The 21,528-nt window shown below is 63.8% G+C and carries 20 protein-coding genes; 8 read left to right on the top strand and 12 right to left on the bottom strand.

All coding sequences use genetic code 11. From position 1 onward, the window contains the following. Positions 1-10: 10 nt before the first annotated feature. Complete coding sequence (locus GTP55_RS14970) at positions 11-508, bottom strand: winged helix-turn-helix transcriptional regulator (RefSeq protein WP_161045679.1); 498 nt, start codon at positions 506-508, stop codon at positions 11-13. A 428-nt stretch (positions 509-936) separates the two neighbouring features. Between GTP55_RS14970 and GTP55_RS14965 the strand changes: the two genes are divergently transcribed. Then, positions 937-1,263, top strand: a complete 327-nt coding sequence (locus GTP55_RS14965) for a hypothetical protein (protein WP_161045678.1) — start codon at positions 937-939, stop codon at positions 1,261-1,263. A gap of 21 nt (positions 1,264-1,284) precedes the next feature. Here the strand turns inward: GTP55_RS14965 and GTP55_RS14960 are convergent, their stop codons facing one another. Genes GTP55_RS14960 through GTP55_RS14950 form a run of 3 tightly spaced genes read right to left on the bottom strand, consistent with a single transcriptional unit; the run spans position 1,285 to position 5,354 of the window. Then, positions 1,285-2,304, bottom strand: coding sequence for a Csu type fimbrial protein (locus GTP55_RS14960; RefSeq protein WP_161045677.1), 1,020 nt, complete (start codon positions 2,302-2,304; stop codon positions 1,285-1,287). Next, entirely contained in the window at positions 2,301-4,622 is a 2,322-nt protein-coding gene (locus GTP55_RS14955) for a fimbria/pilus outer membrane usher protein (RefSeq protein WP_161045676.1), read from the bottom strand. The genes GTP55_RS14960 and GTP55_RS14955 overlap by 4 nt, the downstream gene beginning before the upstream one ends. Before the next feature lie 6 nt (positions 4,623-4,628). Next, entirely contained in the window at positions 4,629-5,354 is a 726-nt protein-coding gene (locus GTP55_RS14950; protein ID WP_161045675.1) for a fimbrial biogenesis chaperone, read from the bottom strand. 183 nt (positions 5,355-5,537) lie between these two features. Between GTP55_RS14950 and GTP55_RS14945 the strand changes: the two genes are divergently transcribed. Beyond that, entirely contained in the window at positions 5,538-6,323 is a 786-nt protein-coding gene (locus tag GTP55_RS14945) for a response regulator transcription factor (RefSeq protein WP_161045674.1), read from the top strand. 11 nt (positions 6,324-6,334) lie between these two features. Here the strand turns inward: GTP55_RS14945 and pnuC are convergent, their stop codons facing one another. Next, positions 6,335-6,901, bottom strand: coding sequence for a nicotinamide riboside transporter PnuC (gene pnuC / locus GTP55_RS14940; protein WP_202423711.1), 567 nt, complete (start codon positions 6,899-6,901; stop codon positions 6,335-6,337). A gap of 67 nt (positions 6,902-6,968) precedes the next feature. Next, positions 6,969-8,972: a hybrid sensor histidine kinase/response regulator gene (locus GTP55_RS14935; protein ID WP_161045672.1), complete on the bottom strand. Its 2,004-nt coding sequence runs from the start codon at positions 8,970-8,972 to the stop codon at positions 6,969-6,971. A 119-nt stretch (positions 8,973-9,091) separates the two neighbouring features. Here GTP55_RS14935 and GTP55_RS14930 point away from each other — a divergent pair, with 119 nt between their 5' ends. After that, positions 9,092-9,373 (top strand): hypothetical protein, encoded by a 282-nt coding sequence (locus GTP55_RS14930; protein WP_161045671.1) that lies wholly within the window; start codon positions 9,092-9,094, stop codon positions 9,371-9,373. Between the two features lie 12 nt (positions 9,374-9,385). On the opposite strand, the gene GTP55_RS14925 is transcribed toward GTP55_RS14930, so the two are convergent. Together GTP55_RS14925 and GTP55_RS14920 are read right to left on the bottom strand one after the other, a co-directional pair. Next, on the bottom strand, positions 9,386-10,495 hold the full coding sequence (locus GTP55_RS14925) for a catalase family protein (RefSeq protein ID WP_161045670.1): 1,110 nt from the start codon (positions 10,493-10,495) through the stop codon (positions 9,386-9,388). 75 nt (positions 10,496-10,570) lie between these two features. Next, on the bottom strand, positions 10,571-11,212 hold the full coding sequence (locus GTP55_RS14920) for a DJ-1/PfpI family protein (RefSeq protein WP_161045669.1): 642 nt from the start codon (positions 11,210-11,212) through the stop codon (positions 10,571-10,573). Between the two features lie 136 nt (positions 11,213-11,348). On the opposite strand from GTP55_RS14920, the gene GTP55_RS14915 reads away from it, so the two are divergent. The 5 genes from GTP55_RS14915 to GTP55_RS14895 all read left to right on the top strand — a co-directional run bounded on the left by GTP55_RS14915 (position 11,349) and on the right by GTP55_RS14895 (position 15,212). Then, positions 11,349-12,410 carry a sensor histidine kinase gene (locus GTP55_RS14915; RefSeq protein WP_161045668.1) on the top strand — a complete coding sequence of 354 codons (1,062 nt, stop codon included), beginning with the start codon at positions 11,349-11,351 and terminating at the stop codon, positions 12,408-12,410. After that, the gene (locus tag GTP55_RS14910) at positions 12,407-13,111 is read left to right on the top strand and encodes a LytR/AlgR family response regulator transcription factor (protein WP_161045667.1); all 705 of its coding nucleotides are present in this window, start codon (positions 12,407-12,409) and stop codon (positions 13,109-13,111) included. Before GTP55_RS14915 ends, GTP55_RS14910 begins: the two co-directional genes overlap by 4 nt. A gap of 141 nt (positions 13,112-13,252) precedes the next feature. Further along, positions 13,253-14,197, top strand: coding sequence for a dihydrodipicolinate synthase family protein (locus GTP55_RS14905; protein ID WP_161045666.1), 945 nt, complete (start codon positions 13,253-13,255; stop codon positions 14,195-14,197). Next, complete coding sequence (locus tag GTP55_RS14900; protein WP_371868354.1) at positions 14,194-14,862, top strand: GntR family transcriptional regulator; 669 nt, start codon at positions 14,194-14,196, stop codon at positions 14,860-14,862. The genes GTP55_RS14905 and GTP55_RS14900 overlap by 4 nt, the downstream gene beginning before the upstream one ends. Positions 14,863-14,918: 56 nt before the next feature. Then, positions 14,919-15,212, top strand: a complete 294-nt coding sequence (locus GTP55_RS14895) for a hypothetical protein (protein ID WP_161045665.1) — start codon at positions 14,919-14,921, stop codon at positions 15,210-15,212. Here the strand turns inward: GTP55_RS14895 and GTP55_RS14890 are convergent. The 4 genes from GTP55_RS14890 to GTP55_RS14875 all read right to left on the bottom strand — a co-directional run bounded on the left by GTP55_RS14890 (position 15,209) and on the right by GTP55_RS14875 (position 21,515). Next, on the bottom strand, positions 15,209-15,982 hold the full coding sequence (locus GTP55_RS14890) for an enoyl-CoA hydratase (RefSeq protein WP_161045664.1): 774 nt from the start codon (positions 15,980-15,982) through the stop codon (positions 15,209-15,211). The genes GTP55_RS14895 and GTP55_RS14890 overlap by 4 nt on opposite strands. Before the next feature lie 119 nt (positions 15,983-16,101). After that, entirely contained in the window at positions 16,102-17,298 is a 1,197-nt protein-coding gene (locus tag GTP55_RS14885; RefSeq protein ID WP_161045663.1) for an acetyl-CoA C-acyltransferase, read from the bottom strand. An 11-nt stretch (positions 17,299-17,309) separates the two neighbouring features. Continuing rightward, on the bottom strand, positions 17,310-19,712 hold the full coding sequence (locus tag GTP55_RS14880; protein WP_161045662.1) for a 3-hydroxyacyl-CoA dehydrogenase/enoyl-CoA hydratase family protein: 2,403 nt from the start codon (positions 19,710-19,712) through the stop codon (positions 17,310-17,312). A gap of 12 nt (positions 19,713-19,724) precedes the next feature. Beyond that, the gene (locus GTP55_RS14875) at positions 19,725-21,515 is read right to left on the bottom strand and encodes an acyl-CoA dehydrogenase C-terminal domain-containing protein (protein ID WP_161045661.1); all 1,791 of its coding nucleotides are present in this window, start codon (positions 21,513-21,515) and stop codon (positions 19,725-19,727) included. Positions 21,516-21,528 lie beyond the last annotated feature (13 nt).

The following is a 21,528-nucleotide window of genomic DNA, read 5'->3' as shown; positions in this document are numbered from 1 at the left end:
CCGGCGCCGCCTAAGCGCGGCCGGGCTGGTTAATCTGGATCAGCCGCGAGCGCATGACGTCGGTGGCGGCCGGACCGGGCGCGAACATATAGTCCTCGTCATTGATGGCCAGGCCGCTGTTGGCGTCCACCAGCACCTGGTCGGCCGGTTTGCCGGTTTCGCGGCTCACCACCAGCAGGCTGGCCCCTTCCGGCGCCAGGTGATCGTTGCCCCAAGCAACGAACGCCAGCAGCACCGGTTTGAAGTCGCGGCCGGCCTTGGTCAGCACATATTCATAGCGCGGCGGCCGCGCGCTGTACTGGCGACGCTCCATCAGTCCGCCCTCGACCAGGCCGGCCAGACGGCGAGTCAGCATATTCGGCGCAATTTTCAGGCTCTTCTCAAATTCGTCAAAACGGGTCAAGCCGTAGAACGCGTCACGCAGGATCAGGATGCTCCACCACTCCCCTACTTTGCCGAGGCTGCGGGCGATCGGGCAAGGCATGCTGCCAAAGTCGGTATGTTTCATGTTTGCTACTCCTCTATGTCAGGTGATCAACAAAATGCGCCAACGAGGACGCCTTCAGACTGAGCGACTTGCATGTTGGATGCAAGAAAGTGTGACTTTTTTAGGTGATGCTACTGCTGTGACAATGTGTGTATTTTTGCGCTTCAATTTCGTCTCCTTTTCTACCTTGGTTTTTAACTACTTTCCCCTATGAAAACTCCGGTTTTCCTACCTGTTTTTATCCCTCCAAGAGCGGCCGAAAAACCACACTCAAAACTCTCCAAAAATCACTTTATTTCCACAAGTAAATTTTCCGCTAGAATGTGAACATTAGAGAGATTGTTCTTTCAGGATAAAATTCTTCCTGTAGATCAACATCTCAACCTTGTTGGCTACCCGATACCGTAGCCATCGACCAAGGCTGCGCACCCCAACAACGTGTGTGACAAATGAAAACTTTTACTAAAGCTCTCGCCATCGTTCTGTTCAGCCTGCCAGTGATCGCCAGCGCTGCCGGCAAAACCGCGACCGCCAGCATGGCAGTGAGCTTTGAGGTAAAAGAAGCCTGCACCGTGCACACCAGCGCCGCTGCCACCAATGCCACCAATGCCATTCCTAACAGCGCCAAAGCCACGCCAGCCGTCGCCTGCCAGCTGAAAACCCCGTACCAGATGACCCGCAACACCGCGCAAGCCGCCAGCGTCAACAGCAGCGCCGCGCCAGCCACCGCCCTCCGCCAGGAGTCCGGCGCCGGCGAATGGACCATCACCTTCTGATCGTCCCCGCCTGCGCGACCGTCAGAACCACACAGTCGCCACCACCGTATCCTTGTAATCCCCCGGCGACGGCGTGGTCTGCGCCGGCACCAGTCCGAACACTGTCAGACTTTTGGTTGTGCCATCGCCCGTTCCCCCCATCACCACTGTCCCGCCGCTGCCGTCGCCCAGGCTGGCGCCATCGAGCACGTTGGAAATCTGATACGACACCACATCACTGGCTGAGGTCTTGATCATCTTGCGCGCACTGGTGGTGTTGCCAGGCGTGGTGCCGGCCGAAAACGTCACGCGGTACGCCGTGTTCTTGCTGCAGCGCGCCGTCAGCGTCGAGGTGGTGCGGATCGCACTGGTCAACAGGCTGCTGTTGGGGAAGACCAGGTTGCCGACGTTGATATCGCAATCGTTGATGACATTCGCGCTGACCTGAAACGGCATCGCCACCGACGTGCCCAGCAGACAGTTGCCGGTGCCGGTCAGGAAAAAGATGTAGCGCATCAGCACATTGCTGCCGCTGAAGTTGGAAACCAAGCTCAGGTTGTCCGGCCCGACATCCATGGCCGCCAGCGTGGCGTCCGCATTCAGCTTGCCATACAGATTGACGTCCTGCGTCAGCGCGCCGACCACGTTGTCGCTCTTGGTCAGGGTAAACTGGATCACATTGGCCGCCGTGTCAGTGCCGGCCCAGCCGCCCCAGATCTTGGCTGCCGAATAGCTGGTATCGGTGTACAGGTTGTAGTTGATGCGCTTGGTGCCGTTGGCCAGCTGGCGCGGCACCGTGACTGTGGGGCTGGTATTGCCCGAGCCATCGCCCAGATACAGGCAGACGGTGGCGTTGGGAAACAGGAGTCCTCCGAGGAAGCTGGTCCAGGTGCAGGTGACCTTGAAGTTGGCATTGGCATAGGCGTCGGCGCTGGTGATCGAGCTGACCGACGGGAACACGATATTGGTCTGGGCCACGGTGCAGCCATCAGCGCGGGCCTGGCCGCAGCACAGCATTAGCAGCAATCCCAGCCCCAGCAGGCAACGGCGCGCGGACTTCATTGCACGCTCCGGCAGACAAACGGCCCCATGGTCGAGAGCGCATTACCCTTGACCGGCGCGTAACTGAACTGGGCCACGCAGCGCACCCCGTCCAGCGTGGTTTGCAGGTGGTTCACCGGTTGCAGATGGTCGATGAAGGCCACGCCGTCAAAGCCGACCAGCGTGCTGACGCCGCTTTCCACATGCAGCACCGTGGTGCCGGCCGGCAGCGGCTTGCCGGCCGCATCGTGCAGGACCACGCTGGCCGCTTCATAGGTTTCAACCGGGAAGCGCACCAGCACCCCGGACAGGCGCGCCGGCACCACGGTCTGGGTGGTGCTGGCCACGCGCGCGTCCAGCGGCAAACGGGTGGTGTCGATGCCGACCTGGTTTTGCAGATACGGCGTCAGGTTGGGCACCAGCATGTAGCCGCTGCTGCTGGTCTTGCCGATCACCTGGTTTTCCTGCAAGACCGGCACGCCGCCGACACCGTCGGTCGAGACCAGTCCGAAGCCGGCGCCGACCTGGCGCGCCGCATGCACGCTGCCGTCCATCAGCACCACCGCCCCGGCCGCGTCCAGCGAGGTGCTGCGGTTGCCGCCGGTCTCCAGCGTGTAGGCGGTGAGCTGGCCGTAATTGCCGAGGTAAGTGCCTTGCGCCTGCCGCACCCCGGTGCCGTTGTTGTTAACCGATTGCAGGCCCCAGCCGAAACCGCCGCTGTAATCGGCCGAGCGCGACAGCGTGGTGGTGGTGCCGCGCACGCCGTTCTGGCGGCTGCGGCTGACGGTGGCCGAGATGCGGTCGGCAAAGCTGCCGCTCAGGCTGAAGAACACGCCGCGTGACTTGTCGTCGCGGAAATCGCGAAACGCACTGACGCTCAAATACATGCCCCAGCCCAGCGCGGCCGAATAGTTGAGCGCGGCAATCCGCGCCGGCGGCGCCAGCGGCGCCCGCACATTGACCACGCTCAGGCCGACGCCCTGGCCGCCGAACAGCGCCAGGGTGAAATTGACGCGGTCGGCGGCGCGCACCACCGGCGCGCCCTCCACCGTGCCGAGGTCGCCGTACTGCGCCAACGCCCGCTGCGATTGCAGGTCCACACTGAAGCGCGGACTCAGATATTGGTAGCCCAGCGTGGCCTGGGCGCCGCGCCGGCTGCTGTCGCCGCTGCCGCCGGCGCTGGCTGCCAGCGAGCCGCTGACCACGCCGGCCTGACCGGCGCGCCACAGCACGCCGGCGCCGCCGTTGAGCACGCCGCGCCCGGCCTCGCCATGCGCTTCCAGCGTCACATTGTTGCTCAGCCCGCGCCGGAGCGAGCCGCTGACGGCCGGCGTGCGCGCGTAGTCGAACGAGCGCGAACCGTAACCGCGCCGTATCAGCCCCAGCTCGACCGAGTAATCGGTCAGGTCCTCGGCCAGCATGCGGGTGTCGACGTACAGCGGCACGGTGGTGCTGATGGCGCGGCCGGCGGCGTCGCGCGTGATCAGCGTGGCCTGGCCGGCGCCGTTGATGCCGGCCACCTGGTTGATGATGAACGGGCCGGACGGCACGGCGGTGTCGACCTGGCGCACCCCGTCCACATACAGGCTGACCGCACTCGGCACCACCGCCGAGCCGCCCAGCGAGGCCGACGGGAAGGTCAGCAGATCCGGCCGCAGGTCGAAACTGCGGCGCCATTGCAGGCCGCCCATGCGCAGCGAGCGCGACCAGTTGAGCGACGACGAAATGAAGTCGCCCGCCTGCCAGGTTGCCAGCGTCTGCGGATCGGAATGCACCCAGGCGGTATCGAAGCGCACGTACTGGCGCAGCTGGTTGCTGTAGTTGACCACGCCGGTGCTGCTCAACACGCCGTTGGCGTTGAAGTAGCGCAGCTCGTGGCTGACCGAGGTGCTGCGGTTCTGGCCCAGCTGGGTGTAGGCGTCGTAATTGATCACCGCGCCCGGCGTTACCGTGGCCACGCCCGGCTTGCGCACGGTGCGCGCCGAAACCGCGACCGGCGCCCGCAGCACATCGTCGACACGCAGCGCCAGCGCCTGGCGCGCGGCGTCATAGGTATAGCTCAGGCCCTTGACCTGGTCGAGGTCGAACTCGTCCCGGCCCGCCACCCCAAACAGGGCGGGGTCGAGTTCCAGGTCGCGCAGATTCTGCACGCTGCTGCGCAGGCCCGAGTTGTTGCCCCGGGTAAAACGCAGTACCAGTCCGGTCGCTTCACCGTTCAAACTTACCTCCAGAAAAAGCTCTTCATCCTGCGGCGGCGGCGCCGGCAGCGTCTGCGCCGCCACGCTGCTCATGACCAGCCACCATGTCCACAGCCACCACCAGGCCAGCCGGCGCCGCATCCCGGGTCAGTCCACCCTGGCCACGGTACTGGCGCTGGTCGGACGGGAATTGATGTTGGCCTTGACCGCCAACGTCCCGTTCAGATCGGCATCGCCAGACGTGGGGAGGCGCCACTCGCGCACCCGGCCCGCCAGCACATACCCGAACAGGCCGGAGGCAATCTCGAACTGCTTGCCGGCCGCGTTGCTCAGTTCCAGCGCGCCGATCTGTGCGCGCTGGGTGCCGCTGTTGCGCACTCGCAACATCCAAAAACCGTCCTTCTTGAACACGCTCCAGGCCAGCACCGGCGCCGCGCGCTCATCGGCCGGCAGCACGAACAGCGGCACCGAATAGCGCAGGCGGATGTCGACCCCGCTGGCCGGGCCATCGTCCTTGGGAATCTCGTCGATCAGGATGCGGTAAGTCAGCTCGCTGGCTGGCAATTGCTCGCTGCGCCGGACCAGCCGGATAATCTGGCTGCTTTTCGGTCCGATCTGGATAATGGGCGGGCTGGCCACCACGTCCTGCGTCGGGGTCAGCACATCGTCGCCGTCTTTTTGTTCCCACAGATAGACGCGCACCTGGCCGTACACCGGCGCCTCGCCCAGATTCTGCAAATTGATGCCGGTGGCGCCCTGGCCCACGCGCAGATTGATCATGACCGGCGAAATTTGCAGATTGGCCGCCGCCACCGGCAACGCCAGCAGGCCAGCAGTGATCCATCCCAGTATCCGTGCGCGCGTCCCAGTCATCCCACCTCCGGTTGCTTACTATCAACTCTGGTTCCAATTATTGGGTATCTAAAAAAAACCTGCTTTTGTTGGACGCGACAAGTGTTTTGCAAGCGTAGAAAACTATCAAAAATATTTAAAAGATAGGCATAATACGCAACAGGGAGTGATAAAACTTTATCAACCAAATGTCCGAGGCCCGCAATGCAGAGCACCCTCGAAAGCAGCCGCAGCAAGATCCTCATCGTGGACGACTCCGCGTTTGAGCAGCGCATGCTGGCGGATTTACTGAGCGAACTGCCGTACAAGGTCTCGGTGGCTTTCAATGGCTTGCAGGGCTATCAGCTGGCGCTGGCCAATCGGCCCGACCTGATCCTGCTCGACGTGCGCATGCCGAATATGGACGGCTACACCGCCTGCCGGCTGCTCAAGGCCAATCCGGTCACGCAGGACATTCCAGTGATTTTCCTCAGCGGTGCCGACGCCGACGACGACCGCATCCTCGGCCTGTCGATCGGCGGCGTCGATTTCGTTTCCAAGCCGTTTTCGCCGGGCGAGCTGGCGGCCCGCATCCAGGTGCACCTGAACCTGGCCCGGCGCCAGCAGACGCCGGCGCCCGCGCCCGGCACGCAGGAAGCCGCGCCGGAACCGGAAAGCGACCCGGATGCGGTACTGGTCAACGCCGTCAAGCGCCTGATCGCCGACAACCTGGCGGCGCTGCCGGGGCTGGCCGAAATCGCCCGCAGCGTCGGCACCTACCGCGAAAAGCTGTCGCAGGTGTTCCGCGAACAGACCGGCATGACGGTATTCGGCTTTATCCGCGAGGAACGCATCCGCCGCGGCGAGGAATTATTGAAAGAGACCGATATCGACGTGCAGGACATCGCCCTGCTGATCGGTTTTAACAACGCCGGCAATTTCGCCACCGCCTTCCGTGAGCGCATGGGCGTGACGCCGACTGCCTATCGCCAGGCGATCCACAAGAAGTAGTTGAGCCAAACTCAGGCCAGCTGCGCCCGCATCTGGCGACGCCAGAAAAACCACGACGCCAGCGCATTGATCCAGTAGCCGGCGTACAGCACCGCCGTCAGGTACAGGCCGCGGCTGGCGTACAGCGGCACCGACACGGTATTGACCAGCAGCCACACCGGCCAGGTCTCGATCCGCCGGCCCATCAGCAACAGCTGCGCCACCACGCTGAACATCAGCACCGCCGAATCGATGAAGGGAGCATAGGCATTGGTATAAGCCTGCAACATCAGGCCATAGGCGGCGGTGGCCAGCAGGCTGATTGCCGCCATCCAGCCGAGCGCGCGGGCGCCCGTATGGGCAATCGGCAGCGGCGCGCCGCCGGCGCCGCGCAGCCATTGCAGCCAGCCGATCACGCAGGTGACGATGAAGAACAGTTGCAGCGCCACGTCGGCGTACAGGTTGACGCTGTAGAACAGCACGGCAAACATGACGCAGCCGAGCACGCCCAGCCACCACGAATGAATATTGTTGCGCCCCGATAGCACGATGTAAACGGCCATGACGGCGTTGGCGGCGATTTCCAGCGGTGAGATCAACAGCACTCCTTGCAGCGTTGAGGGGGCGCAGCCATTCTCGTCCAGCCTGGCTGGGAACGCAAGCGCCTCAGGCCAATGAGAGCTGCAATTCGGCGATATTGATCGGCTTGACCAGGTGGGCGGCGAAACCGGCCTGGCGACTGCGCGTCTTGTCGTTTTCCTGGCCATAGCCGGACAGCGCCAGCAGCTTCAGGCCATCGCCGTCGGGCAAACGACGCAGGTGGCCGGCCAGCTCGAAGCCGTCCATGCCCGGCAGGCCGATGTCAAGAATGGCCACCTGCGGCATGCTGGCCGCCGCCAGCGCGATCGCCTGCGCCGGATCGTAGGCCACGCTCGGCCGGTAGCCCAGCGCGCCCAGCAGCTCGGCCAGCGAATCGGCGGCGTCCTGGTTGTCGTCCACCACCAGCACCCGCAGACCGGTGCTCTGTTCCGACACTGCCGCCGGCTCGACTGCGTTGTTGCCCTCGGCCATCGGCGCGGTGCTTTCGGCCACCACCGAATCGGGCAGCGTGATGGTGAAGGTGCTGCCGCGTCCCTCGCCGGCGCTGTAGGCGCTGACGTCGCCGCCATGCATCTGCACCAGGTTGCGCACCAGCGCCAGCCCGATGCCGAGCCCGCCCTTGGCGCGGTCCAGCTGGCGGTTGCCCTGCACGAACAGGTCGAAGATATGCGGCAACAGCTGCGGCGGGATGCCGTTGCCGTCGTCGGTCACCTGGAGCTGCACCGTGCCGCCCTTGATGCGGGTGGCCAGCGTGACATGGCCGCCGGCCGGCGTGTAGCGCGCCGCGTTGCTCAGCAGGTTGGACACTACCTGCGCCAGCCGCGCCGGATCGCCGTGCCAGCGTACCGTCGGCACATCGACCAGCAGCCGGTGCTGGCGTTGTTCCAGCAGCGGGCTGGCCATTTCGATCGCCTTGTTCAGCACATCGGCCAGCGGCACCGTCTCCTTGCGCAATTCGACCTTGCCGCTGGCGATGCGCGACACGTCCAGCAAATCATCCACCAGCCGCACCAGATGGTCGACCTGGCGCTGGATCACTGCCTGCTCCTGCCCGGTGTCGCCGGCCTGGCCGCGCAGCTTCATCAGCTTGAGCGCGGTGACAATCGGCGCCAGCGGATTGCGCAGCTCGTGGCCCAGCATCGCCAGGAATTCATCCTTGATGCGCGAGGACAGATTGAGGTCGCTGTTCAGGCGGTCGCTCTCGGCCATGGCGTGGGCCAGCGCGCGGTCGCTTTGCAGGCGGCTCAGCGTGGCGCACACGGTGGCGGTGAACTGTTCCAGGAACTGGCGGTAGGCGCTGTCCATCGGCAGCCGCGGCGACACCTGGAACGCCAGCGCCAGCTCGTCGCACAGCTGCAATTCGGCGGCGCGGATCACCACCAGCTCGTGGCTGCCGCGGAAGGCGTCGGCGGCCGCGCCGGACAACAGCGTGACGTCCAGCAGGTCGCCCGGATTGTCGCTCGCCGCCTGGGTGACGGCGGCGTGCACATCGTCATCGCTGCGGCAGGCCAGCAGGCGGCGTGCCAGCAGGTCCAGCGCGTGGCGGCGGCGCTCGGCCAGCACCTGCGCGGTGGTCTCGGTACACACCACCAGCACGCCGCCCACCTGGTCCTGCTCGTCGAACACCGGCGTGTAGGTATAGCTCCAGAACACATCCTCGATGTGGCCGTTGCGCCAGATCGGCACCAGGTTGTCGGTATACCAGCGCGCTTCGCCGCCTTGGCGTACGGCCTCGATCTGCGGCCCGATGATGTGCCAGATCTCCGGCCAGCAGTGGCGGCCGGCCTGCCCCAGGGCGGCCGGATGCTTGCCGGCGCCGAAGCACGGCACGTAGGCGTCGTTGTAGATCTGCGTCAGCTGCTCGCCCCACCACAGGAACATGGGCGTGACCGAATGCAGCACCACGCTGGCGGCGGTGCGGAGCGAACCCGGCCAGCCGGCGATGGGACCCAGCGGCGTCTCTTCCCAGCGATGCGCGCGCACCAGGTCGCGCATGGGCGTGCCGGCGCCGACAAAGCGCGGCAGGGGCTCCTGCGGATCAGGTAACGACGTGAGGGATTGCGCCAGCATAGTGAATTCCGAACCAGAAAGTAAGATAGTAGCAACTGTACGGTACGGTGGCGCACAATAGGCGCTGGGTACAATTCAGGTCTCACTATGTCGGCTGCGCGGCTGACGGAAAGCGCACTATGCCCACGGCTTATTACTTTATAGCAGTCATCCTGCTGGCCAACGCCTGGCTGATCGCTGGCGGGTCAAAGATCTGGAAGACAATGCCGGCCAGCCTGCTGCTGGCCTATGCGTGGATGGTGGCGTTTGCCGGCGACATCACCAACATCGACCAGCTGGCCGGCGCCGCCGTCTACGGACTGGTCCCGGCGCTGTTTTTCCTGGTGCCGGCACTATTGATCAGCACGCTGTTCGGCATGCTGATTTTTTCGCTGACGCGCGCCGGCAAGCGTCGGCAGTAAGGTCAGCGCCGCTCAGTGTTCGCGCCAGTTGTCGAGGTTACGTGGTTCTGCCACCACGGCGCCGTTGCGTTCGGCGCGGAAGCGGGCCGAAGCGGCATACACGGCGCGCCGCACGCGCATGATGGAACCGAGCGGCCGGTGGTCGGCGATGCAGTGCCACGGATTGAACTGCATGCCGTCATCGACCAGCACCGACAGCCCGTGCGTCCAGCCGGCTTGCGGCTCGGCCTTGATGCGCGCCACCGGCACCCACGGCGCCTCCCACTCCACGGTGGAATCCTCGATCGGCATGGTGGCCAGGTCGGTGCACAGCTGCACGCGCAACTCCCATTCGGCGCTGTGTTCGGTCATGAAGTCGACCACCGCCGCGCGCAGGCCGTTGGGTTTGTGGTCCAGGTCAACCGGCTGGTCCTTCAGCGCCTGCAACTCCGGCGACACCGGCGCCAGCGACAGCTTGGCCATATGGCGGCCGTACAGGACAGGGGCGCCGGTGAAGAAGGTCTCGCCGAGAATGTTGGTTTCCGGATGGCCCCCGAGGCCCTTGAGCGCGGCGCTCTCGCCGCCGACCGCCTCGACCACTTTCTCGACGCCGCGCAAGGCGGCCGACAGCGCTTTCTTCAGACCCGGCGCTTTATCGGTAGTGGCGGCCAGCAGCTTGACGCTGCCGAGGAACTGCCTGGCGGTGGCCGACTGGAAGGTCGGGCCGTTGACCATGACGAAATCCTGCGTGGCATCGCCGACGCCGTCCTGCAAGCGGGCGCCCGGCACGCCGATCACCTTGACCGCCATGCCGCGCGGCGTCGAGACCTTGTCGTCCAAAAAGTCGCCAGGCGTGGTCGACAGCCGCATCACCACCGGCCAGGCGCCGCCCGGATGAGCAAACAGGCCCTGGGCGTAATCGGGCGGCAGGTTGTCGAGCACGCGCAACTCGCCGCGCAACAGGCCGTGGCTCTTGGCGTGCACGCCGCGTGGCGCGTGGCCCACATCCTTGTCGACCGTGTCGGCGATGCCATGCATGGCATCGGTGAGACCGGCGATGGTGTCGGCCTCGCCCTCCTCCGGCACTTCATAGGACGGATCATAGGGCAAGGGTTGCTGCAAATGACGGGTAGGGAAATCCATGGTGTTCCTCGGCTGTTGGCTACCGCTATCATCCGCCCTGCCGCAGCGCGCGTCTGTGGTGTGCCACACGCTGGCCTAATGCCCCGCATACTCGAGAAACTTCGCCGTGCGCTGTGCCTGCTGGTCGCCAAAATATTGGGCGACGATATGCAGCGCCAGGTCGATGCCGGCGGTCAGGCCACCGGCCGTGTAGGTATGCGCGTCGGCCTGCACAAAGCGCACTTCCCGCACCAGCCGGACGTCTGGATAGGTTTTGTGGAAGATGTCCGCATAGTCGTGGTGCGTGGTGGCCGATTTGCCGTGCAATAGACCAGCATGCGCCAGCTCGAACGCGCCGGTGCAGATAGACAGCATGGTCTTCTGCGCGGCGTGCTGCCGCTTGAGCCATTCGCGCAGTTCCGGGCCGCCGGCCTGTGCGCCGACCACCACGATGTCCGGCGCAGGAGCGTCGTCGAAGCTGTAGTCGGGCGTAATCAGCAGGCCGGGCGCGCCGCTGCCGCTGGTGCGCAACGGCGTCCTGGACGCGGCCACCGTGTACAGCACGAACGGCATCGCGCCGGTGCTATTGTCCAGCATCGTATCCTGGAACACTTCCCATGGTCCGGCGATGTCCATCACATTGGCGCCTTCGCTCAGCACAAAAGCTACCTTGATGGTTGTGGCGTCGGCGTTGGCCAGCGCCAGCATGGCCAGCAGACAGGCGATCAGATATTTCATTGCATTTTCCCAGAGATGTGAAGAGAGCCTCAGTGTCGCCGCTGAGGTCCGCCTCCGGCCAGCACGCCGGCTGCACGGCGCCGGCATTTCGCTGCATTGTTTGCCCGGACGCGCCATTCTCGTTTATCGTGAGCGCATGAATACTCTCCCTACACGCGCCTGGATCGCGGCGGTCTGGTTTGGTCTGGCGCTATTCGACGCCACGCAGAACGTCTTCCTGATGCGCACCGCCGGCATGCATCACGCGTGGACGGCGCTATTCTTCTTCCGCTTTTTCTACTGGCTGGTGTTGGCGCTGGTGACGCCAGCCGTGCTTCAACAAGGCATACGCTTTGCCAGCCGCCATCGTGCCGGCTGGCGCACATGGATTATTCATCTTGCCGCATGCCTGATGATCGGCGTGATCAGCGCCGTGTGGACGGCGACGCTGGAATCCACGCTGAATCCATGGATGGTGCCGGACACGCCGCCATGGCTGGTCCTGTGGTACCAGCACTTCGTCGGCGGCCTGCTGGCGGACGTGGTGATCTACGCCACCGTGTTCGCCATCGGCTACGGCCTGCATGCGCGTGAGCGGCTGCTGCTGGAACAGGCGGAGCGCGTCAAGGCGCAGCTGGATGGCTTGCGCCGGCAAATCGAGCCGCACTTCCTGTTCAATACCCTGAACACCGTCACCGGCCTGGTACGCGAACAGCGCAACGATGCCGCCGTCGACACCCTCGCCGGCCTCAGCGAACTGCTGCGCCGCATGCTGGACGACTCCGACCGCAACCTGATCTCGCTGGGAGAAGAACTGGCCTTCCTCGACAAATACTTCACCATCCAGAAGATGCGCTTTGGCGAGCGCCTGCAATACAGCGTGCAGGCGCCGCCGTCGCTGATGTCCGCCAGCATACCGAGCCTGCTGCTGCAACCGCTGGTGGAAAATGGCTTCAAGCACGGCCTGGCGCACCGCGCACAAGGCGGCGCGATACGGCTGTCCGTCAGCGCCGCCGGCGGGATGCTGGACATCGTCATCTACAACGACGGTCCCTCAATGCCAGCCGATGCGGCGCCGGCGCGCGCAGGCATCGGCTGGAGCAACGTCCGCGAGCGCCTGCGCGGCTTGTATGGCGAACGCCATACGCTGGAGATGCACAACCGCGATGGCGGCGTCGAAGTCCGCATTGCGCTTCCACTCAGCGGCGTGACCGCATGAAGCTACGCGCCATTATTGTCGACGACGAAGCGCCGGCCCGCGCCAACCTCAAGGCGCTGCTGCGCAAGCAGGCCGACATCGAACTGGTGGCCGAATGCGAATCCGGCAGCGCCGCGCTGGACGCGGTCCGCAGCATGCGGCCGGACCTGCTGTTCCTCGACATCCAGATGCCGGAATGCGACGGCTTCGATGTGCTGGAGATGCTGGGCGGCGAGTTGCCTCCAGCCGTCATCTTCGTCACCGCCTACGACCAGCACGCGCTGCGTGCGTTTGACGTAGGTGCGCTCGACTACCTGCTCAAGCCTTTCAGCGATGAGCGCTTCAGCACGGCGCTGCTGCGCGCGCGGGAACGCCTGCCACGCGCGCAGACGCAGGCGGAGCGCTTGGTGCTCAAGCACTCCGGCCAGGTGCTGTTCCTGCCGGTCGCCGATATCGACTGGATCGGCGCGGCCGACTACTACGCCTCGCTGCACGTCGGCGCCCAAACGCATCTGCTCCGCCGCAGCATCGCCGAACTGGCGCAGGATCTGGACCCGGCCACCTTCTGCCGCATCCATCGCTCCACCATCATCAACCTGGCCAAGTTGCAGTCGATTGAACTGGGCGAAGACGGCGAACACGAAGCCGTGCTGACCAGCGGCGCGCGCCTGCGCGTCAGCCGCAGCTACCGCAAGGCGCTGATGGCGCTTACCGCCGGCTAAGCGCCCGGCGGCGCAGGCGTTAGAAATCAGCACATTAGATGACTAAATCTGCATACTACGCCTTTTGATTGTATAAAATATCCAAAATCGAAGTATGATTTCGCCCATCCCCTTTCCCATGACTCTGTTGAAGGAAACACCATGAGCGACAATATTTTCACCGGCACCATCCCGGCCCTGATGACACCTTGCACCGCCGACCGCCTGCCCGACTACGACGCGCTGGTGCACAAGGCACGCGAACTGATAGCCGCCGGCATGAGCGCGGTGGTGTATTGCGGCTCGATGGGCGACTGGCCGCTACTGACCGAAGCGCAGCGCCAGGAAGGCGTGGCACGCCTGACGGCCGCCGGCGTGCCGGTGATCGTCGGCACCGGCGCGGTCAACTCCAGGGAAGCGGTGTCGCATGCGGCGCATGCGGCCAAGGTCGGCGCCAAGGGCCTGATGGTGATTCCTCGTCTGCTGTCGCGCGGCTCCTCGCCGGCGGCGCAGAAGGCGCACTTCTCGGCCATCCTGGCAGCGGCGCCTGACCTGCCGGCCGTGATCTACAACAGCCCTTACTACGGCTTCGCCACCCGCGCCGACCTGTTCTTCGAACTGCGCGCCAGGCATCCTAACCTGATCGGCTTCAAGGAATTCGGCGGCGCCGCCGACCTGCGTTACGCGGCCGAACACATCACCAGCCAGGACGACAACGTCACGCTGATGGTCGGTGTCGATACCCAGGTGTTCCATGGCTTCGTCAACTGCGGTGCGACCGGCGCCATCACCGGCATCGGCAATGCGCTGCCGCGTGAGGTGCTGCACCTGGTCGCCCTGTCGCGCAAGGCGGCCGCCGGCGATGCCGTGGCGCGCCGTCAGGCACGCGAACTGGAAGCTGCGCTGCTGGTGCTGTCGTCGTTTGACGAAGGCACCGACCTGGTGCTGTTCTACAAATACCTGATGGTGCTGAACGGCGACACGGAATACACGCTGCACTTTAACGAAACCGATGCGCTGAGCGCCAGCCAGCGCCGCTACGCCGACACCCAGTACGCGCTGTTCCGCACCTGGTACGCCGCGTGGTCGAAGGAAGTGGCCGCGTGAAGGGATTCGCCGTCACCACGGTAGCGGAGCAGGCTGCTGACGCGCTGCGCCGCAAGATCATGTCGGGCGAACTGCCGGAAGGCTTTTCGCTGCGGCAGGACGCGCTCGCGACCGAGTTCGGCATCAGCCGGATTCCGGTGCGCGAGGCGCTGGTGCAGCTGGAAGGCGAAGGGCTGGTCACCATCGTGCCGCACAAGGGCGCCGTGGTGTCTGGCCTGTCGATTGATGAAATCAGCGAGCTGTTCATGTTGCGCAGCCTGCTGGAGCCGCTGCTGCTGAAGAAGTCCGCGCCCAAGTTGACGGCGGAAGATTACGCCCAGCTCGACGCCATCCTGGCCGAATACAAGGTGGAACTGCATGCCCAGCACACCACCCGCTGGGGCGAACTCAACACGCGTTTGCACGAGGTGCTGCTGTCGCGCGCGCAACAGCCGCGCACGGCGGCCATCGTCGCCACACTGCTGCAACAGACCGACCGCTACACGCGCATGCAATTATCGCTGAGCGCCGACAGCATCAAGCAAGCACAGCAGGAACACGAACAACTGGTCGGGCTCTGCCGCACCGGCGACGTCCGAGGCGCCGCCGCGCTGCTGAAGCGCCACATCGAACACGCCTGCAAGGATCTTGAACAATTCATCCTGTCACGCCGCCGTTCGTCCTGACACGCATCAAACGTGCGGTGCTTGAAATTGCAGGGGCGAAGCGCATACTGTTCCGCATGAACTCCCTCGACACTCTTGGCTATTGCAAACGACTGGAGACGGTCGGTGTACCGCGCGAGCAGGCGGAGGTGCACGCTCAGATGCTGGCCGAGGTAGTGGCCCAAGTTGCTACCAAAGATGATTTGGACGCGCTCGAAGTCAGGCTAAAGGAATGGGTGAAAGAATGGGTATCGCTCTATGTGGGGGAGCAGATTCAGTCACTTAAGGTCGACATGCTGAAGTGGTACATCACGCTGTGTATCGCGCAGACCAGCTTGATTATCGCTGCCCTGCGCTACTTGCCACATTAAGCAAACTGAGTGAAGTCCGGTTTGCGTTTCTGGAAGAAGGCCATGAAAGCTTCTTTGGCTTCCGGAGCGGACAGCATGGCGCCGAAGTGGGTGTTTTCGGCGGCGATGGCGTCGCTCACCGGCGCTTTGCGGGCAGCTTTCATCAGTTCCTTGGTGACGCGGATCGAGCTGGCTGGCAATGCCACCAATTTGGCGGCCTGGCCTTCGGCAAACGCGCGCAGTTCGGCCACCGGCAGCACTTTCGAAATCAGGCCCATCTCCAGCGCTTCCTGCGCGCCGAAGGCTTCGCCCAGCATCAGCTTTTCAGCTGCGCGCGGGTAGCCGGCGATTTGCGTCAACAGCAGGCTGGAGCCGAATTCCGGGCACAGGCCCAGCTGTACGAACGGCATCGAGAACTTGGCGTTGTCGGCCGCGTAGACCAGGTCGCAATGCATCAGCAGCGTGGTGCCGATGCCGACCGCGTTGCCGGCCACCGCTGCCACCACTGGCTTGGTGGCGCCACTCAGCGCCATCATGAATTTGTAGACGGAACGGTCTTCAATCGCGCCGCCGGCTGGGGCGGTTTTCATGAAGTCTTCCAGGTCGTTGCCGGCGGTGAAAATCTCGGCTTTGCCGGTCAGCAGGATGGCGCGTACGGCGGTGTCGGTTTCGGCGGCGGTCAGCGCGTCGGCCATGGTTTGATACATGGCGGCGGTGATGGCGTTCTTGCGCTCGGGACGGTTGAATTCCAGCGTCAGGATGCCGTTGTCGATGCTGCTTAAAATTTCCATATCTGTCTCCGTAGCCTGATGTCGTTCCGGCGAAGGCCGGAACCCATAGAACGCAGAAACGCAAGCGCAGTATGGATTCCGGCCTTCGCCGGAATGACGATTCGTGGGCTGTGTTTGTGTTACACGCGTTCGATGATGCCGGCTGCGCCCATGCCCGCGCCTACGCACATGGTGACCATGCCGTATTTCAGGTTGTTGCGGCGCAGTGCGTGCACCACGGTGGCGGCGCGGATCGCACCGGTCGCGCCCAGCGGGTGGCCCAGCGCAATCGCGCCGCCCATCGGGTTGACCTTGGATGGGTCCAGGCCCAGATCGCGGATCACGGCCAGCGCTTGCGCGGCGAACGCTTCATTCAGCTCGATCCAGTCCAGTTGGTCCTGGGTGATGCCGGCGGCCTTCAGTGCATCCGGAATCGCAAATTTAGGACCGATACCCATGATTTCCGGGGGCACGCCTTTGACAGCGAACGACGAGAACTTGGCCAGCGGGGTCAGATTGTGCTCGCGCAGGATCTTCTCGGAGACCACCAGCAGCGCACCGGCGCCGTCCGACATCTGCGAGCTGTTACCGGCGGTAACCGAACCTTTGGCGGCAAACACTGGCTTCAGCTTGCCCAGGGTTTCCATGCTGGTCTCTGGACGCGCGCCTTCGTCGGTATCGACGGTGCGGGTCTTGACCTTGATTTCACCGGTGGCCAGGTCTGGCGTGCGGGTGATGATTTCCACCGGGGTGGTCTCATCCTTGAAGAAGCCAGCCTGCTGCGCGGCGACGGCACGGCGGTGCGATTCCACCGAGAACGCGTCCTGGTCTTCGCGCGACACTTTCCATTGCTCTGCCACTTTTTCAGCGGTCAGGCCCATGCCGTAGGCCATGCCGACGTTTTCGTCGGTGAACATATTCAGGTTCATCGACGGGTGGTGACCCATCATCGGCACCATCGACATCGACTCGACGCCGCCAGCCAGCATGACATCGCATTCGCCCACGCGGATGCGGTCAGCCGCCATGGCCAGGGCGGTGATGCCCGACGCGCAGTAACGGTTGATGGTGACGCCGCCGACAGTTTTCGGCAGGCCGGCCAGCAGCACCGATTGACGGGCGATGTTGAAGCCCTGCTCCGCTTCCGGGAACGAACAGCCGATGATGGCGTCGGTAATCAGCGCCGGGTCCAGGCCAGGCGCCTGCGCCAGTGCCGACTGGATCACGCGCACCAGCAGGTCGTCCGGGCGGGTTTTGTTGAACATGCCGCGCGGCGCTTTGCCGATCGGGGTGCGGGTCGCGGCGACGATGTATGCGTCTTGAACTTGTTTGCTCATTGTCTTATTCCTTAGTTGCGGACTGGCTTGCCGGTTTGCAGCATGCCCATGATGCGCTCTTGGGTTTTCGGATGGTTCAGCAGCTCCAGGAAGGCTTTGCGTTCCATGTCCAGCAGCCACTGTTCGTTCACGAACGAACCCTGATCGATATCGCCACCACTGACGATTTGCGCGATCATGTCGCCCAGCTTGAAGTCGTGCGCGGAGATGAAGCCGCCGTCACGCATGTTGACCAGTTGCGCCTTGATGGTGCCCCAGCCGTAGCGGCCGGTCACCTGGATCGGCGCCTTCAGCGGCGCGCGGTAGCCCTTGTCGAACATGGCGCGCGCTTCGGTCTTGGCCACGTACAGCAGTTCGTACGGGTTGAACACGATGACGTCGTCTTCTTTCAGGTAGCCCATCGCCTGCGCTTCCAGTGCCGATTTCGACACGTTGGCGGTGGCCGCATTGGTGAAGCCGGTTTTCAGGAATTGCAGGATGTCGGTGCCCTTGGCTTCCTTGTAGGCGCGCGCCGCCGCCTCTTTCAGGCCGCCGCCGGCCGGGATCAGGCCCACGCCCACTTCCACCAGGCCGATGTACGACTCGATCGACGCCACGCGTTTCGATGCGTGCAGCGCCATTTCGCAGCCGCCGCCCAGCGCGATGCCGGCTACCGCCGCCACCACTGGCACGTTCGAGTATTTCATCGCCATGAAGGTGTCTTGCAGTTCCTTGATGATCGGGTCGACTGCCTTGGCGCCGCCGCTCATGAAGGCTGGCAGTGCCGATTGCAGGTCGGCGCCAGCCGAGAACGCGCCGCCGTCGGCGGCATCCGCGCTCCAGATCACCAGGCCCTTGAAGTTCTTCTCGGCTTCCGCCAGTGCTTTCTTGAAGCCTGCGATCACGCCTGGGCTGATCACGTGCAGCTTGGTTTTCAGCGAGATGACCAGCACTTCGTCGCCCGAGTGCCACAGGCGCACGTCGTCGTCCTCGAACACGGTGGTGCCGGCTTTGCGGCCGTCGATTTCGCCCGAACCCAAAACTGGTGCGCGGAATTCCTGGCGCTTGTAGACCGCCAGTTCCGAACGCGGCACGAACGATTTCGACACTGCCGACCACGAACCCTCAGGGGTGTGAACGCCGCCTTTTTCAGCGACCGGGCCTTCGAATACCCAGGCTGGCAGCGGTGCGTTGCACAGTGCGTGGCCGGCATCGATGTCTTCTTTCACCCACTGGGCCACCTGGGTCCAGCCGGAGGCTTGCCAGGTTTCGAACGGACCGACGGTCCAGCCGAAGCCCCAGCGCATGGCGAAGTCGATGTCGCGCGCGTTGTCGGCGATGCTTTCCAGATGCACGGCGATGTAGTGGAAGGCGTCGCGGAAGATCGCCCACAGGAACTGCGCCTGTGGATTGGTCGATTCGCGCATCGCTTTCATTTTCTTGACCGGATCTTTTTCCTTCAGGATGCGGGCCACGATGTCGGCTGCCTTGGCGCCGCCGGCGACATATTCACCGGTGGCGAAGTCCAGGCGTTGGATTTCCTTGCCTACTTTTTTGTAGAAGCCGGCGCCGGTCTTCTGACCCAGCGCGCCTTTTTCCACCAGCTTGGCCAGCACGGCCGGGGTTTTGTACACGGCTGCGAACGGATCGTTCGGCAGGTAGTCCTGCATGGTTTTGATCACATGACCCATGGTGTCCAGGCCGACCACGTCCGCGGTGCGGAAGGTGCCCGACTTGGCGCGGCCCAGCTTGGCGCCGGTCAGGTCATCGACCACGTCCACCGACAGGCCGAATTTTTCAGCTTCGTGGACGATGGCCAGGATGCCGAACACGCCGACGCGGTTGGCGATGAAGTTCGGGGTGTCCTTGGCGCGGACCACGCCCTTGCCCAGGGTCGAGGTCAGGAAGCCTTCCAGCTGGTCGCTGATTTCCGGCTTGGTGAACTCGGTTGGGATGATTTCCACCAGGTGCATATAGCGCGGCGGGTTGAAGAAGTGCACGCCGCAGTAGCGCGATTTCAGATCCGCGTCGAAACCTTCCGACAGCTTGGTGATCGACAGGCCCGAGGTGTTCGAGGCGAAGATGGCGTTAGGCGCGATGTGCGGCGCGACCTTTTTGTACAGGTCGTGCTTCCAGTCCATGCGCTCGGCGATGGCTTCGATAATCAGGTCGCACTCGGCCAGCTTGGCCAGGTCGTCTTCGTAGTTGGCCACTTCGATCAGCGCCGCGTGGTCCTTGTTGCCCAGCGGAGCCGGCGACAGTTTTTTCAGGCCTTCGATGGCTTTCAGCACGATGCCGTTCTTCGGCGTGCCCTCTTTCCCTGGCAGATCAAACAGCACCACTGGCACTTTGGCGTTGATGCAATGGGCAGCGATTTGCGCGCCCATCACGCCGGCGCCCAGCACGGCTACTTTTTTAACGATGAAATTGGTCATTGTCGTTTCCTCTTAGAACAGGTCGGCGTCGAGTGCCATCAGGTTGGCGGAGCCCGAACGCGCCTGACGGATCAGGGTTGCGGTTTCTGGTTGCAGGCGGGCGAAGTAGAAGCGCGCGGTCGCCAGCTTGGCTTTGTAGAAGGTATCGGTGCTGTCTTGTTTTTCCAGCGCGATCTTCGCCATCTGCGCGAAGAAGTAGCTATACACCAGGTGACCGACCACGCGCAGGTACGGCACGGCGGCGGCGCCCACTTCGTCGGCGTTCTGGAATGCTTTCATGCCGATTTCCATGGTCAGCTTGGTGACTTTGTCGCCCAGCTCGCCCAGTGGGGTGATGAATTCGCTCAGGTTTTCGTCCAGGCCGTTTTCTTCCACGAACGCCTTGATTTTCTCACCGAACTTGCGCAGCTTGGCGCCGTTGTCGCCCAGGATCTTGCGGCCCAGCAGGTCCAGCGACTGGATGGTGTTGGTGCCTTCGTAGATCAGGTTGATACGGGCGTCGCGCACGTATTGCTCCATGCCCCATTCGGCGATGTAGCCGTGGCCGCCGAACACCTGCATCGCTTCCGAGGTGGCGATCCAGGCATTGTCGGTGATGAAGGCCTTGACGATCGGGGTCAGCAGCGCGACTTCGTCGGCGGCTTCCTTGCGCACTTCTTCGTCCGGGTGGTGCAGTTCGCGGTCGATCTGCAGCGCCACGTACGAGGTGAAGGCGCGCGCGCCTTCCGCGTAGGCACGGCCGGTCAGCAGCATGCGGCGCACGTCGGCGTGGACGATGATCGGGTCGGCCGGCATGTCCGGACGCTTGGCGCCGGTCAGCGAGCGCATCTGAATGCGGTCCTTGGCGTAGATCACGGCGTTCTGGTAAGCCACTTCGGTCAGGCCCAGCGACTGCATGCCGACGCCCAGGCGGGCGGCGTTCATGAACACGAACATGGCGTTCAGGCCTTTGTTCGGCTGGCCGATGATCCAGCCCTTGGCGCCGTCCAGGTTCATCTGGCAGGTCGAGTTGCCGTGGATGCCCATTTTTTCTTCGATGGCGCCGCAGGTGATCGGATTGCGTTCGCCCACCGAGCCGTCTTCCTTCGGCAGGAACTTCGGCACCAGGAACAGCGAAATGCCTTTCGAGCCTTCCGGTGCGTCCGGCACGCGGGCCAGCACCAGGTGCAGGATGTTTTCCGACATGTCGTGCTCGCCGGCCGAGATGAAGATCTTGTTGCCGGTGATCAGCCACGAGCCGTCTTCCTGTGGCAGCGCTTTCGAGCGCAGCATGCCCAGGTCGGTGCCGCAGTGCGGTTCGGTCAGGCACATCGTGCCGGTCCACTCGCCCGAGACCAGTTTCGGCAGGTAGACTTCTTTCTGATGCGCGGTGCCGTGTTCTTTCAGGCACTCGTAGGCGCCGTGCGACAGGCCCGGGTACATGGTCCAGGCCTGGTTGGCCGAGTTCAGCATTTCGTAGAACGAATTGTTCAGCACCACTGGCAGGCCCTGGCCGCCGTATTCAGGATCGCAGGCCAGTGCCGCCCAGCCGCCTTCCACGTACTGCTTGTACGCTTCCTTGAAGCCTTTCGGGGTGGTCACGGTGTGGGTGGCGGCGTCGTGCTTGCAGCCTTCGCGGTCGCCGGAGTGGTTCAGCGGGAACAGCACGCCGGCGGTGAACTTGCCGCCTTCTTCCAGCACCTGGTTGATGATGTCGGCATCGACTTCGCTGTAGTCCGGCAATGCTTTCAGTTCATCTTCCACTTTCAGGAACTCGTGCAGAACGAATTGCATATCCCGGATTGGCGCGACGTATTGACCCATTTTTTTCTCCTGA

This window comes from Duganella margarita, assembly GCF_009857535.1.
Classification (GTDB): Bacteria; Pseudomonadota; Gammaproteobacteria; order Burkholderiales; family Burkholderiaceae_D; genus Rugamonas; species Rugamonas margarita.
Note: the sequence above shows the minus strand (reverse complement) of the source record. Positions and strands in the feature narration are given on the sequence as shown.

Excerpts from the sequence above, each read along its gene's own strand:
- GTP55_RS14970 (WP_161045679.1), bottom strand. The coding sequence starts at position 508 with ATGAAACATACCGACTTTGGCAGCATGCCTTGCCCGATCGCCCGCAGC.
- GTP55_RS14965 (WP_161045678.1), top strand. The coding sequence starts at position 937 with ATGAAAACTTTTACTAAAGCTCTCGCCATCGTTCTGTTCAGCCTGCCA.
- GTP55_RS14960 (WP_161045677.1), bottom strand. The coding sequence starts at position 2,304 with ATGAAGTCCGCGCGCCGTTGCCTGCTGGGGCTGGGATTGCTGCTAATG.
- GTP55_RS14955 (WP_161045676.1), bottom strand. The coding sequence starts at position 4,622 with ATGCGGCGCCGGCTGGCCTGGTGGTGGCTGTGGACATGGTGGCTGGTC.
- GTP55_RS14950 (WP_161045675.1), bottom strand. The coding sequence starts at position 5,354 with ATGACTGGGACGCGCGCACGGATACTGGGATGGATCACTGCTGGCCTG.
- GTP55_RS14945 (WP_161045674.1), top strand. The coding sequence starts at position 5,538 with ATGCAGAGCACCCTCGAAAGCAGCCGCAGCAAGATCCTCATCGTGGAC.
- GTP55_RS14935 (WP_161045672.1), bottom strand. The coding sequence starts at position 8,972 with ATGCTGGCGCAATCCCTCACGTCGTTACCTGATCCGCAGGAGCCCCTG.
- GTP55_RS14930 (WP_161045671.1), top strand. The coding sequence starts at position 9,092 with ATGCCCACGGCTTATTACTTTATAGCAGTCATCCTGCTGGCCAACGCC.
- GTP55_RS14925 (WP_161045670.1), bottom strand. The coding sequence starts at position 10,495 with ATGGATTTCCCTACCCGTCATTTGCAGCAACCCTTGCCCTATGATCCG.
- GTP55_RS14920 (WP_161045669.1), bottom strand. The coding sequence starts at position 11,212 with ATGAAATATCTGATCGCCTGTCTGCTGGCCATGCTGGCGCTGGCCAAC.
- GTP55_RS14915 (WP_161045668.1), top strand. The coding sequence starts at position 11,349 with ATGAATACTCTCCCTACACGCGCCTGGATCGCGGCGGTCTGGTTTGGT.
- GTP55_RS14910 (WP_161045667.1), top strand. The coding sequence starts at position 12,407 with ATGAAGCTACGCGCCATTATTGTCGACGACGAAGCGCCGGCCCGCGCC.
- GTP55_RS14905 (WP_161045666.1), top strand. The coding sequence starts at position 13,253 with ATGAGCGACAATATTTTCACCGGCACCATCCCGGCCCTGATGACACCT.
- GTP55_RS14895 (WP_161045665.1), top strand. The coding sequence starts at position 14,919 with ATGAACTCCCTCGACACTCTTGGCTATTGCAAACGACTGGAGACGGTC.
- GTP55_RS14890 (WP_161045664.1), bottom strand. The coding sequence starts at position 15,982 with ATGGAAATTTTAAGCAGCATCGACAACGGCATCCTGACGCTGGAATTC.
- GTP55_RS14885 (WP_161045663.1), bottom strand. The coding sequence starts at position 17,298 with ATGAGCAAACAAGTTCAAGACGCATACATCGTCGCCGCGACCCGCACC.
- GTP55_RS14880 (WP_161045662.1), bottom strand. The coding sequence starts at position 19,712 with ATGACCAATTTCATCGTTAAAAAAGTAGCCGTGCTGGGCGCCGGCGTG.
- GTP55_RS14875 (WP_161045661.1), bottom strand. The coding sequence starts at position 21,515 with ATGGGTCAATACGTCGCGCCAATCCGGGATATGCAATTCGTTCTGCAC.